Genomic DNA, 13,028 nt, shown 5'->3' on the forward strand with positions numbered 1-13,028 from the left:
CCGCCAATCACAGGTGCAGTCAAACCGTTCAGGAATAGGCGAGGGAGTGTTCATGCTGACGATTACCACGGTCGAGGAATTGACCGCCGCACAGTTAGACGATGTGATTCACGCCCGCACACTGGGCATCCTGATCAAAGGCTTCGCACCCGCCGATACCGTGGCCCTGGCCCTGGAGCGCCTGAGTCATCACGAGCTGCGTGGTGCCTTCAGCGAGCAGACCGAGTTCGTGCGCCTGGGCAAGGCCTACATCGAGATCAGGGACGAGGCCAGTCGCGCCGAGTACCACGGCCAGGCCATCGCCAATATTCGCAAGATCCGCAGCGCCTTCGGCCCGCTGGCATCGCCCATCGACCATTTGCGCCTGCTGCTCGACGAGGTCTGGCCCAAAGGGGCGCGGCTGCTGGATGTGAACGGGCGCAAGTGCTTCGTCGGCATCGCCCGCTTCCAGGGCAACAACGTCGACCTCACGCCGCATACCGACGACCTGGCCCGCAATGCCCCGGCCGACCACCAGCCGCGGCTGCTCACCCAGCTGTCGACCAACATCTACCTGCAGATCCCCGAGGACGGCGGCGAGCTGGAGATCTGGAACCTGCACCCCGACGAGGCCGAGTACGAACGCCTGCGTGGCCAGCGCGCCTACGGTATCGAGCGCCACCTGCTGCCGCCACCGGACCTGGTGGTCAAGCCCGAGGCGGGTGACCTGATTTTTCTCAACCCGCGGTTGATCCACGCGGTGCGTCCCTCGGCCACCAGCACCCGGGTCACCCTCGGCGTATTCATCGGTTATTTCGGCGACGACCAGCCTTTGGCCTACTGGAGCTAAGCAACATGAGCAATGTGGAAGCGATCAACCTCAAAGCCTATTTCAACAAGGGCGGCGAAGCGCTGGACTTCACCGGCAAGCGCTGCGTGCTGGCAGTCAGCGTGGGCCAGGAATACCACGAGGAGCAGAAACTCAGCTCCACCGTGCACCTGATCAACAAATCCGGCTTCAGCCAGGTGAAGGTGGTGGTGGCCGACACCTTGCAGCGCCACAACAAGCATGGCAAGTCGCCGGGCGAGGCGCTGTCGGCGTCGATTCGCGATGGTGACGCGTGGCTGGCGCGCAACCGCAAGTACCTGGCCGGATTGGAGGCGCCGGTAAGCATCAGCCGCTGGAACCAGGAGCTGGCCTCGGACCGTTACGCCGAGCTGCGCCAGCAGGTGAACCAGCTTTATCGTGAAAGCGAGGACCTGCGCGGCGCCATCGAAGCGACCATCGGCGTGTTCATCGAGCGTCTGCGCTTGCGTGACCCCGAGGCGGACCTGGAGCGCGCCGCCGCCCAGTGCCGCGAGTACATCCTCGAGGAAGTGCCGATCATCCTGCCGCAGTGGGCCGAGCAGGGGTTCGACTACGTGATCTACCCGCAGCAGATGACCGACGCCATGGCGACCGCCCGGCGCCTGCTGGTCGAGCCTCACGCGCCAGATCGCGTGCACTGGCTGCCGCTGAAGTTCAAGAAACGCGGCATTCCGATTCCCTTCACCCTGCCAGGGGTGGTGCATCCGGCCTGGGCCGCCAGCGCCATCGCCATCTGACCTTAAGCCACGCAGGCCCCACGCCACACGGACGATGGCCTTCACACTGAAATCCGGAACAGGAGTTTCCATGGGCGTTTTTGCGCAACAGCAACGCAAATGGTGGGCTTTGCTCGGTGTGAGCATCGCCAGTTTTCTCGGCTGCGTCGACTTCACCATCGTCAACACCGCGCTGCCGGCGTTGCAGGCCGACCTCGGCGCCTCGGTGGGCAGCCTGCAATGGGTGATCAACGGCTTCATCCTGGCGTTGTCCAGCAGCATGGTGCTGGTGGGCAGGCTGGCCGACCTGAAAGGCCGCCGGCGGGTGCTCAACCTGGGGCTCACGGTCTTCGGGCTGGCCTCGCTGGCGGCAGGGCTGGCCACCACCATCGATACGCTGGTGGCCGCGCGGATTGCCCAGGGCCTGGCCTGCGCGGTGTTGTACACCGCGTCGGGGGCGATCGTCGCGGCCACCTTCGCCAGCGAGGAACAAGGCAAGGCATTCGGCGTGCTGTTTGGCGTCAATGGCATCGGCCTCGCGGCGGGGCCGGTGTTGGGCGGGCTGATTACCAGCGCCTTCGGCTGGCAGTGGATCTTTCTGGTCAACGTGCCGTTCGTGTTGCTCAGCCTGGCGATCATCGCCGTGGCGGCGGACGAGTCGCGGGCCGGCGAGGACGGCGCGCGGCTCGACTGGCTGGGGGCGGCGTTGCTGCTGCTGGGTTTGCCGAGCCTGGTGCTGGCCATCGTCCAGGGCGCCGACTGGGGCTGGACCTCGGCCAATACCCTGGGCCTGCTGGGGGTGGCGCTGCTTGCCCTGCTGGCCTTCGTCGCGGTCGAGTTGCGGGTCGAGGCGCCGATCATCGACTTGCGCCTGTTCGCCAACCGCCGCTTCGTCGCGGCGGTCACCGCCAGCTTCGGCCTGGCAGTGTTCTATTGCGTGGCATTTTTCGTGATGCCGTTGTACCTGGCGTTGATCCGTGGTGAGAGCGTGCAGGCCAGCGGCCTGCTGTTGCTGCCGACCACCCTCGGCGTGGCGTTGCTGTCGCCGTGGGTGGGGCGCCTGGTGGACCGCAAGGGCCCGGCATTGCTGGTGCAGGTGGGGCTGTTGCTGTTCGTGCTGTCCGCCGTGCTGCAGGCGGCATTCGGTGAGCAGACTTCGTTGCTGCACCTGCTCGGCGCCTTCGCGGTGATGGGGCTGGGCTGGGCGTGCATCCTCGGGCCTTCGACGGTGCTGGGGATCTCTTCGGTACCGCAGCAGGTGAGCTCGGTGGCCATGGGTTCGCTGATGACCCTGCACAATGTCGGCGGTGGGCTCGGCCTGGCGGTCGGGGTGGGGCTGTACCGGGCGGTGGCGGCCGATACCTTGTCCGGCGCCACGGGCGTACCTGCGCAGACCGCTTGGCTGGCCAGGGCGGCGGCGGCGCCGGAGCAGGGCGCGGCCCTGCTGGGCGAGCACCTGGGGCAGGGCGGCGACGTCCTGCAGGGCTGGGTGCATGCCGCGTTTCTCGACGGCTACCAGGCGTTGATGGTGTTCCTCGCCGTCAGTCTGTTGCTGGTCTGGGGCGCGGTGACCCTGCTGCTGCGCACGACAAAAGCGCCGGTGCCTGCCCAGGAGCCCAGCCATGGCAAGGCGTGACGGCCGCCTGCGACTGGGGGCTTTTCTCTCCGGCGCCGGCGCCCACGCCGGCAGTTGGCGACACCCGCAGGCCGACGCCGATGCCTCGATCAACTTCGAGCGCTATCGACAGTACGCCCAGACCCTCGAGCGCGGCTGTTTCGACGCGCTGTTCCTCAACGATAACGTCGCCGTCGGCGAGCTGGATCCACGGGTGCTGCGCAGCAGCGCCTACAGCCTGCGCTGGGACCCGCTGACCCTGCTGCCGGCACTGGCGGTGGTGACCCGCCACCTTGGATTGATCGCCACTGCCAACACCAGCTTCAACGAACCGTACAACATTGCTCGCACCTTCGCGTCCCTCGATCACCTGTCCGCTGGTCGTGCCGGCTGGAACCTGGTCACCGGATTGATCGGCGGCGAGAACTTCAACCACGCGGCGCACGTGTCCCATGCCGATCGCTATGCCCGTGCTGGGGAATTCTTCGACGTGGTCACCGGGCTTTGGGACAGCTGGGCGGACGATGCCTTCCCGCTAGACAAGGCCTCCGGCACCTGGCTGGAGCCCGCGCGGATGCGGGTGCTCGACCACCAGGGCGAGCATTTTCGCGTGCGTGGCCCGTTGAATGCGCCACGGCCGTTGCAGGGTTGGCCGGTGATCGCCCAGGCCGGCTCCTCTGAAGCCGGAAGAGCGTTGGCGGCGCGCAGCGCCGAGCTGGTGTTCACCGCCCAGCAGACCTTGACCGAAGGCCGGGCATTCTATGCGGACATCCACCAGCGCCTGGCCCTGGCCGGTCGGCCGCCGCAATCATTGGTGGTGTTGCCGGGCCTGGCGCCCGTGGTGGGGCGCACGGCCAGCGAAGCGCAGGAGAAGCACGAGCAACTGCAGGCGCTGGTGGATCCGGAGGCGGCGCTCAAGGCACTGTCGTTCCTGCTGGATATCGGCATCGACCTGGAGCGGCTGCCACCCGATGCCCCGGTTGTGCTGCCGGCCCCGTTGCCAGTGACCGAACGGCACAAGAGCCGCCAGCAGCTGGTGGTGGACCTGATCCGCCGCGAACGGCCCACCGCCAGACAACTGCTGGCCAGGCTCGGCGCAGGCGGACACCGGTTGCTTGTGGGCACACCCGGGCAGATCGTCGAGGAGATGGCCTGTTGGTTCGAGGAAGGGGCGGCGGATGGCTTCAACCTGCTGTTTACCCATCTGCCGGGCGGGCTGGATGATTTTGTCGGGCAGGTGGTGCCAGAGTTGCAGCGGGTGGGCTTGTTCCGGCGCGAGTATGAGGGGCGTACGTTGCGGGAGAACCTGGGGTTGCGGTATGTGCCGAACCGGCATTTTTCCAACTGAGCATGGCACCTGTGGGAGCGGGCTTGCCCCGCGATAGCTTTAGCGCCATCGCGGGCAAGCCCGCTCCCACGCAGCCCCGTGCTACTTCAGAGGAGGCAGCTCAACCCCGCTGATCGAAGAAATGCCCCATCAGCTGCAACAACGGCCGGCGTCGGTTCTTCACCGCGAACTCCCATTCATGCGTCTGCGACGGCGCATGGCCGAGCTCATGCTCGCCCAGCAGCTTCTGCACCTTGGCCAGGCGGTACCAGGGCACCGAGGGGAAGGCATGGTGGACGATGTGCAGGTTGAAGTTGAGGATCACGAAGCGCGACCACAGCGGCAGGCTCTTGCAGTCGTGGGACACGCCGTCCTGCTCCCAGAACTGCAGGCGATCGGCATCGCGGGCGAGCAGCGGGGCCTCGGCGTGGTGCGGCAGGTTGAGCAGCTCGACCATGAAGAACAGGAACACCCAGGTGATCAGGTAGAACAGCACCAGGTCCAGCAGGTGCCCCAGGCTCCAGGCCAGCACCGCCGCCGCCAGGTAGCCGGCCAGGTACAGGCGGGCGAAGCGGATCTCCTTGAGGATCCGCGGCGAGCTGTCGCCCTTGGCCTTGGCGATGAAGGGCGCGCGCCAGTTGAGCAGGAAGTGGTTGGCGGCGATCATCGGGATCCAGTGCTTCCAGACGAACTCCAGGGTGCGCTCCTGCTTCTTGGTCATCACCGAGAAGCGCTCGATCATGCCGCGGTTCTCCGGATCATTCAGCGGGTGCGCGGTCCAGGTGTGGTGGGCCATGTGGAAGCGCCGGCGGACCAGGAACGGCAGGGCGATCAGCCAGCCGTTGCAGTGGCCGATGAAGTCGTTGAACCGGCGGTTGGCCGAGGCGGCGCCGTGGGTCGCCTCGTGCATGATCAGGTAGAGCTGCACGGTGGCCAGACCTGCCAGCGCCAGGCCCAGCAACTGCAGGGCAGTGGAGTCGGCGAGCCAGAGGTTCCAGGCCACCGCCAGCAGCAGCAGGTCGGCGACCCACAACATCACGGTCCAGGGTTCCCGGGCGCCGTCGGGGATCTGTTTTCTTACACTAAGCCATTGGTCCTTGGTCACTTGCTGAAACTCCGATCGGTTAGCTGGCGGCCCGGGAAGCCGGGGCCGCGGGAAGGCTGCAGAGGTTGTTGGCCAGGTGCGCGTAGGCCAGGTCGAAGCGGGCGATGTCATCATCGAAACCGTGGCTGCGCGGCGCCACGGCGAAGTCCTGGAACACCAGCTGGATGCAGTCGTAGCGGCTGCCGTTCTCCAGGTGCCAGGCCGGCAGGTAGGCGGTGATCGCAAAGCCCAGGCGGCGCAGGCTGGCCAGCAGCTCCAGCTTGTCGGCCAGGATCACCAGGCCGACGTACTCGGCCTGGGAATACTGACGCAGCAGCGCGCCCAGCTCGGTCAGCACGACATGGGTCGAGGCATAGTGGCCGCATTGGCCCGACAGCATCAGCGCGGCAGCCTGCGGGTCGTGGCTGTAGCTGAGCTGGCCATGGCGTTCGGCGCCGCTCGGGCCGCTGAGGTAGGTGTCCGGGTAGCTGCCGGGGGCAACGGCAAGCTGCAGGGCGGGGTAGAGCAGCCTGCGGATATAGTCGGCGGCGCGGGTGGTCACGTACCAGGGGGCGACGTGCGCAAAGCGGGCCTGGGGTACGGGGTGGATGGCGGTCAGGTGATACTCGCGCAGGCCATCGACCTTGTCCGGGCCACCGTCATGGCCCACCAGCACGGCGGGGCGGATCTTCTTCATGACGCCGTGGCTGGCGATGTTGCGGGTAATGTAGAAGCCCAGTTCCATGGGTGCTGGCCGGTGCGTCTCGAAACCGAGGCGGACCAGGCTGGAGATGGCGCCGGTCCTGCGCGCGTCAGGGTGAATCACACCGTGGCACACCTCCCACGACTGGTTCCACGGGCGGCGGGCGATGCAGCAGCAGCCGACCAGGTTACCCTCGGCCTCGGCGACGAACCACTGCTGTTGCCCGCTGCTCATCGAGTAGCGGATGTAGGACGCGCTCTGGCAGGGGTGGGTGGTCTGCCCGTAGACCTGCTGGAACAGCGCGGCGAGGGCTTCGATATCGGCGGGGTTGGCTGGGCGATAGCGCAGTGTTTCGGTTTCCGGCAACGGCGCAACGGCCGTTTGCGGTGAACGGGTTGCAGTCATGACGCACCTATTGTCTTTATTGAAGGCGAACGAAGGCAGTGACCGCCCAGGGCAGGTCACGGGTACGTGTCGGTTTTGGCGCTGCGGTCAGTGGCGAGGATGTCGTCGGTTGACGGCGGGGCTGGCGGGGGCGAGCAAAAGGCGAGGCAGGGCGGGTTTGAACGGAGCGTCATCCGTGAGCGTGGCCATTACGCAACTCCTGTACATGGCGGGGTTCTTGTCCGAGGCAAACAGAAATCCTTCCCGTTGCCAGGAAACCGACTATAGAGCCATGCCATGGGCTGTCAAACGCGCACGGAGGGTCGCCTGCGCGGTGGCCTGTGTGGGGCGGGCAAGGGGCGGATCAGCCCGCCCCCGGTTTTTCGGCACGCCAGGTTCCAGGGTCATGTGTTGTAGGCATAGGCTTACATGCTTACACCCGTAATGACGACTCGGCGTTCAGCTATCGCTGCCCTTGGGATGGGCGATGATGCGTTGCGGTTCAGGTTTCCCCAGGCCCGGTGCAGGCACGCGCAGAGGCTGGCTGGCAGTGCTGTAGACCTGGGTGCGAGTGGCCAGCCCGTCGACCAGGGCGCCTTGCAACGGTTGCCTGGCCGGCGGCTTGCCAAGGGCCTTGAGATCGGCGATCACCTCGTCGACCAGGGCATCTATCTGCGTGCTGTCCCGGTGGTGGGCGGTGGTGATCAGGTGCGCGGTATCCCCCGAGGTGGCCAGGCAATGCCGCTTCCACACGCTGGCCGAGGGGCAGGGGAACACCACGGTGATCGAGTTAGGGTTGCGCCAGGCCTCGATGCCGGCTGCCCGCAGCCGGTCTACCGCATGCTGGGCCAGGTCCAGGCAGCGCTGGATGCGCTCACGCCAGTCGTCCATGGAGCGGCTGCGCAGGGCGGCCCACATCATCAGCGGCGTATGGCCGTTGCGCGAGCCGCTGATGGTCTGGTCGCGGGCGCTGATGTAGTCGACCTCCACCGAGATGCGCTCGACGTTGGCGCGCCGGGCCACGACGATGCCGCAGGGCATCGGCGAGCCGATCATCTTGTGCCCCGAGACGCAGATCGAGTCGATGCCGTCGGCGAACGAGTAAGGCTCGGGGGCGTCGACGAAGGGCAGGATCATGCCGCTCAGGGCCGCGTCGGCGTGCAGGTAGTAGTCCTCCCGGCGGATGCCGGCCTGGGCCAGGCGCTGCTGGATGACGGCGATATTGTCGGTGGCGCCGCGCAAGGTGGTGCCGATGTTGGCGAAGATGATCGGGTGGCGCTCGCCGTCGGCCGCGATCCGTGCGACCAGGTCGTCATAGTCCATCTCGCCACTGGCCTGGGACGCCACCACCTGGGCCTTGATGCGCAGCAGGCGGACGATCTTGGCCACCGAGTAGTGGGTGTCCTGGGAGTAGTAGAGCGTGGCGTCGGGGAATAGCTCGCGGGCCAGGTAGCAGCCGAACATGTTGCCTTCGGTGCCGCCATTGGTGACATAGCCCCAGCTGTCCTCGAAGGGGATGTGGAACAGTTCGGCGAAGAAGCGCATCACCTCGCGCTCGAAGTCGAAGGAGTTGAGCAGGTAGTTGCTGTACTCGTTCCAGTCGCCGCAGTTGTTGATGGAGAACCGCATGAAACGGTGCAGCAGGCTGTAGTCGAAATCGGCGGATTCGGGGTAGCCGACATTGAAGTACTGGTGGGTGAGGCAGTAGCGCCAGAACCCCTCGAGACGTGCGTGGTCGGCAGGTGAGAATGTCATGTCCAGCTCCATGGAGCGCGCCCGGCCGACCTGGGCCGGGCGCGTTGCGGGTGAAAGTCCTTGTAGGTGGTCGTGTCGGGCTCAGGCGGCCAGGGTGGCGCCGCCGTCGACCACGATGTCCTGCAGGGTCACGTGGCCGGCCTGCTCGGACGCGAGGAACAGCACCACATGGGCGATGTCTTCGGGCGTGGCGATCTTGCCCAGGGGCACGCCGAGCTTGAACTGCTGTGGCAGGCCGTCGATCAACTGCCGTTCTGCCGCCGGATCGCCCAGCATGCCGGCCAGCATCGGCGTGCGTGTCGAGCCTGGCGAGACCACGTTGCAGCGCACGCCGTAGGGCGCAAGCTCCAGGCCCACGCAGTGGCTGAGGCTGACCAGCGCGGCCTTGGAGGCGCAGTAGGCGGCCATGTTCAGGCGCGGCACATGGGCGGCGTTGGAGGCGACGTTGACGATGGCGCCGCGGCGCTGGCGGCGGAACACCGGGGTCCATTGGCGCATCAGGTAGAACGGCGCGCTGGCGTTGACGTCGAGGCAACGCTGCCAGTCCTCGCAGGACACCTCGTCGCTGAGCCCGAGCCGCAGCACGCCGGCGACGTTGACCAGCACATCGAGATACTGCGCCTGTTCCTTGAGCCGGTCGCAGACCCGTTGCACGTCGGCCGGGTCGGTCAGGTCGACATGCAGCAGCGGGAACGGCACGTCGGCCTCCTCGCAATCCAGGCCGATGACCTCGGCGCCTTCCTCGACAAAGCGCTGCGCCACGCAGCGGCCGATGCCGCTGGCGGTGCCGGTGACCAGCACGCGCCGCCCAGTGAAGCGGGCCATGGCCATCAGGCAGCCCCCCGCGCTTGTACCAGCGACCACCAGCCGTCCAGGGTCGGCGCGTTGGCCAGCTCCTCGAAGCTGACGGCGATGCCGCGCTGCTTGAGCTCAGCGGCCAGTTTCATCACCTGCAGCGAGTCGAGGCCGTAGAAGATCAGGCTTTCCTGAGGGTCGAGCTCGCTGTCGTCCTCGATCATCTGGCGCACTCGACCGTGCAGCCAGTCACGGGTGGTCACGCCCGCCGGCTGGGTCAGCAGGGTGGCGGTGTCGGTGACATGGCCGCAGCGGGTGGCCACGTACTTCAGGGCCAGGCGGTGCTCTTCCTCGGAGAAATCAGCCACCGCGTCGCCCACCAGGAAGGCCTGGATATCGTTCATGAAGGCGTCGGCGGCGGTGATCATGCAGCCGATATGGGCGTACACGCCGCCGATCAGCAGTTGGTCACGCTGCCAGCCACGCATGCGTTCGAGCAGGTCGGAGCGCTGGAAAGCGCTGTAGCGCCACTTGGTCAGCACGGTATCGCCCGGCTGTGGCGAAAGCGCGTCGATGATCGGTTGCTGCTCGGGGCTCGCCGCCGGCAGGCCCGGGCCCCACATGGCGTTGAGCAGGGCGCGGTCTTCCGGCGGCTGTTCATGGGGCTGGGCGGTGTAGACCACCGGGATGTCCTGCGCGCGAGCCCACTGGATCAGCCGCGACAGGTTGTCCACCAGCGCGGTGAGCAAGGCACCGTCCGGCTGGTAGAAGCGCAGGAAGTAGCGCTGCATATCGTGGATCAGCAGCACGGCGCGGGCCGGGTCGGGTTGCCAGGTGGTCTTGTTGGCCGGGTAGCTGGCCGGTTGCGGCATGGGATAGTCGTGGATGGTTGGAATGGTCATGTCGGGTCCTTGGACGGTCAGGCGGTCGGGGCGACGGCGAGCAGCGCGCGCAGTTGCTTCTTGTCGATCTTGCCCACCGCGGTCAGCGGCATGGCGTCGATCAGCCGGATGCGGTCCGGGAGCTTGTATTCGGCGATGCCCAGGCCCATCAGGTGGCGGCGCAGGGCGATCGGCTTGAGTTGCGGGTTGCGCGAGACGATGAAGGCGCAGCTCTTTTCGCCGAGCAGTTCATCGGGCAGTGCCACCAGGGCGGCGTGGGTCACATCGGGGTGCATGACGATCAGGTTCTCGATCTCCTCCGAGGCGACCTTCTCGCCGCCGCGGTTGATCTGGTCCTTGACCCGCCCGACGACCCGCAGGTTGCCGTCGGCGCTGCGCTGGACGATGTCGCCGGAGTGGTAGAAACCGTCCTGGTCGAACACCTGGGCGTTGTGCTCGGGGCTTTTGTAGTAGCCGCAGAAGGTATAGGGGCCACGGGTGGCGAGCATGCCGGGCTCGCCGTCGGTGACCGGCTGGCCCTGTTCGTCGAGGATGCGCACCTCGTCCAGCTCGCTGATCGGCCGGCCCTGGGTGGTGAACACCTGCTCGTCGCTGTCGTCCAGGCGGGTGTAGTTGACCAGGCCCTCGGCCATGCCGAATACCTGCTGCAGCTTGCAGCCCAGCACCTCGGGAACCTGGCGCGCCAAGGCCTCGGCGAAACTGGCGCCACCGACCTGCAGCAGGCGCAGGCTGCGCAGCTTGGCGGCGTGCCCGGGGGCGGCCTGCAGCCACAGGGCCACGGCGCTGGGCACCAGGGCGGCCATGGTCACGGCGTGGCGTTCGATCAGGGCGAAGCAGTGCAACGGCTCCGGGTTGGCCGCCATGACGATGCAGCCGCCGGCGTGCAGCACGCCCAGGCCACCGGGGGAACTGAGGGTGTAGTTGTGCGCCGCCGGCAGCGCACAGAGGAAGCGCGTGTCGCTGTCGAGGGCGCAGATCTGCGCGCTGGCCCGCACGCTGTAGGCGTAGTCGTTGTGGGTGCGCGGGATCAGTTTGGGGGTCCCGGTGCTGCCGCCGGACAGCTGGAACAACGCCACCTCGCCGGGCGGACTGGGTGCGTAGTGGGTGCCGCGCACATCGGCGCTGGCGCTCCAGTCGTCTAGGGCATCGAGCATCAGCGTCAACTTCGGGCGCAGGCCTTCCTTGGCCAAGTCGTCGAGGAACGCGTCGTTGCGGAATACCTCATGTTCTGCCGAGGCGATCAGCAGGGCCGGCTGGATCTGCCGGGCAAAGGCGCCCAGCTCGTGCTGGCGGTGGCTGTACAGCGCGTTGACCGGGGCGATGCCGGCCTTGAGCAGGGCGAACAGCACGATGTAGAACTCGGCGACGTTGGGCAACTGCACCAGCGCCGTGTCGCCCTGGCCCAGGCCATGGGCGGCCAGGCGCGAAGCCAGGTTGGAGGCACGGCGGTCCAGTTCGCCATAGCTGATGCGGCGCTCGCCGCAGAGGATCGCCGGAGCTTGCGGCTGCACGGCGGCGCGGGCGATCAGCAACTGGCTGAGCGGCTGGTCGTTCCAGTAGCCGGCGGCGCGATAGCGCTGCGCCCGGTCCGCGGGCCAGGGGGTGAATTCGATGGTCATGGGAGTCTCGGAAAGCGGGTTTGAGGTCAATGGTCCAGGCCACAGGCGCGCAGCATGGTGCCGAGCTTGGTCTGTACTTCGTTCCATTCGCTGTCGGGGCTGGAGGCCTCGACGATGCCGGCGCCGGCGAACAGGCGCACGCGCTGGCCGTTGAAGGTGCCGCAGCGGATGGTCACCACCCACTCGCCGTTGCCCTGGGCGTCGCACCAACCGACCATGCCGGTGAACAGGCCACGCTCGAAGGGCTCGACAAAGCGGATCAGCTGGCGGGCGCGCTCGGTGGGGTAACCGCAGACGGCGGGGGTCGGGTGCAGGCGGCAGGCCAGTTGCAGGGCGTCGATATCGGCCGAGGCCAGTTCACCCTCGATACGCGTGGACAGGTGCCACAGCGCCGCAGTGCTGATCAGCGAGGGTCGTTCGGGGACCTGCAGGCGGCTGCACAGCTCGCCGACGCGCTGGGCGATGTCCTCGGTGACCAGGCGGTGCTCGTAGTGGTCCTTCTCCGACGCCGCCAGCCATTGCGCGTTGGCGCGGTCGGCCTCTGGGGCGGTCATACGTCGCACGGAGCCGGCCAGAGGATTGCTGACGAAGGCGGTGCCTTGCTTGTGCACCAGCAGTTCCGGGCTCACCCCCAGCAGGGTGGAACCGTCGACCAGGGGCACGCGGAAGTGGTAGCCCTCGCGGTTCAGTGCCTTGAGGTTGGCCTGCACCTGGGCCGTGTCCACGGGCGCGGCAAAGTGCAGTTCGCGCTGCACCGAGAGCACGGCCTTGCGCACATCGCTGTGCTGGAAGTTGACGATGGCGTGGCGCACGGCGCGCTTGAAACCCTGTTCGTCGGGGATGTTGGCCTGGCTGAGCAGAGCAGGCAGCGAGCCGGGCTGTACAGGAGCCGCGGTGCGCGCCTGCCAGGTATAGGCTTCGGGAACGTACAGGCTGGAAGCCTGGGTGGTGTCGAAGGGAATCGCGCCGACGACGATGGGATTTTCCTGCCCGGCCTGGCGGGCGCGTTCGAAGGCCTGGTCGATACTGCGCCGCAGTGCGCCGCCGGCCAAATGGCTACCGTGAGCCGGGGTGTCGATGCGTTCGCGCAGGCCGCTGACGCTCAGCTCGCGCTCGCCGGATGTGAATGAAAAGCTCGAGTCCTCTTGGCTGAGCGGCACGGTGTCCCTGTCTTGCAAACGCAGGGTGCCTGTCTTCATGGGTTGCCTCCTTGGCGATGGGTGAGAAAGAAAGCCTTGAAATATAATCATTCTCGTTAGTAAATATGAGGACGCGAAACAC

At 67.0% G+C, this 13,028-nt stretch carries 11 protein-coding genes; 4 read left to right on the forward strand and 7 right to left on the reverse strand.

The window, feature by feature from the left end; all coding sequences use genetic code 11:
• The first annotated feature begins 52 nt into the window (after positions 1–52).
• From KHO27_RS09400 to KHO27_RS09415, 4 genes are all read left to right on the forward strand, one after another.
• On the forward strand, positions 53–829 hold the full coding sequence (locus KHO27_RS09400; protein ID WP_046857791.1) for a 2OG-Fe(II) oxygenase: 777 nt from the start codon (positions 53–55) through the stop codon (positions 827–829).
• Between the two features lie 5 nt (positions 830–834).
• Positions 835–1,584 (forward strand): tRNA-dependent cyclodipeptide synthase, encoded by a 750-nt coding sequence (locus KHO27_RS09405; protein ID WP_102682019.1) that lies wholly within the window; start codon positions 835–837, stop codon positions 1,582–1,584.
• Positions 1,585–1,654: 70 nt separating this feature from the next.
• Positions 1,655–3,199 carry an MFS transporter gene (locus KHO27_RS09410; protein ID WP_110703378.1) on the forward strand — a complete coding sequence of 515 codons (1,545 nt, stop codon included), beginning with the start codon at positions 1,655–1,657 and terminating at the stop codon, positions 3,197–3,199.
• A complete protein-coding gene (locus tag KHO27_RS09415) occupies positions 3,186–4,526 on the forward strand; it encodes an LLM class flavin-dependent oxidoreductase (protein ID WP_214501662.1) in 1,341 nt (446 codons plus the stop codon). Before KHO27_RS09410 ends, KHO27_RS09415 begins: the two co-directional genes overlap by 14 nt.
• Before the next feature lie 100 nt (positions 4,527–4,626).
• Here KHO27_RS09415 and KHO27_RS09420 read toward each other — a convergent pair whose 3' ends face one another.
• The 7 genes from KHO27_RS09420 to KHO27_RS09450 all read right to left on the reverse strand — a co-directional run bounded on the left by KHO27_RS09420 (position 4,627) and on the right by KHO27_RS09450 (position 12,946).
• Positions 4,627–5,610 carry a fatty acid desaturase family protein gene (locus tag KHO27_RS09420; RefSeq protein ID WP_094009906.1) on the reverse strand — a complete coding sequence of 328 codons (984 nt, stop codon included), beginning with the start codon at positions 5,608–5,610 and terminating at the stop codon, positions 4,627–4,629.
• A 19-nt stretch (positions 5,611–5,629) separates the two neighbouring features.
• On the reverse strand, positions 5,630–6,697 hold the full coding sequence (locus KHO27_RS09425; RefSeq protein WP_214501663.1) for a GNAT family N-acetyltransferase: 1,068 nt from the start codon (positions 6,695–6,697) through the stop codon (positions 5,630–5,632).
• 438 nt (positions 6,698–7,135) lie between these two features.
• Positions 7,136–8,431 (reverse strand): histidine decarboxylase, encoded by a 1,296-nt coding sequence (locus tag KHO27_RS09430; protein WP_214501664.1) that lies wholly within the window; start codon positions 8,429–8,431, stop codon positions 7,136–7,138.
• Between the two features lie 81 nt (positions 8,432–8,512).
• On the reverse strand, positions 8,513–9,262 hold the full coding sequence (dhbA, locus tag KHO27_RS09435) for a 2,3-dihydro-2,3-dihydroxybenzoate dehydrogenase (RefSeq protein WP_214501665.1): 750 nt from the start codon (positions 9,260–9,262) through the stop codon (positions 8,513–8,515).
• Positions 9,262–10,128 (reverse strand): isochorismatase, encoded by an 867-nt coding sequence (locus KHO27_RS09440; RefSeq protein ID WP_214501666.1) that lies wholly within the window; start codon positions 10,126–10,128, stop codon positions 9,262–9,264. The genes dhbA and KHO27_RS09440 overlap by 1 nt, the downstream gene beginning before the upstream one ends.
• A 17-nt stretch (positions 10,129–10,145) precedes the next feature.
• Positions 10,146–11,747, reverse strand: coding sequence for a (2,3-dihydroxybenzoyl)adenylate synthase (locus KHO27_RS09445; RefSeq protein WP_110703391.1), 1,602 nt, complete (start codon positions 11,745–11,747; stop codon positions 10,146–10,148).
• Positions 11,748–11,773: 26 nt separating this feature from the next.
• Positions 11,774–12,946 (reverse strand): isochorismate synthase, encoded by a 1,173-nt coding sequence (locus KHO27_RS09450; RefSeq protein WP_110703394.1) that lies wholly within the window; start codon positions 12,944–12,946, stop codon positions 11,774–11,776.
• Positions 12,947–13,028: the final 82 nt, after the last annotated feature.

Source organism: Pseudomonas sp. RC3H12, assembly GCF_018596375.1.
GTDB lineage: Bacteria > Pseudomonadota > Gammaproteobacteria > Pseudomonadales > Pseudomonadaceae > Aquipseudomonas.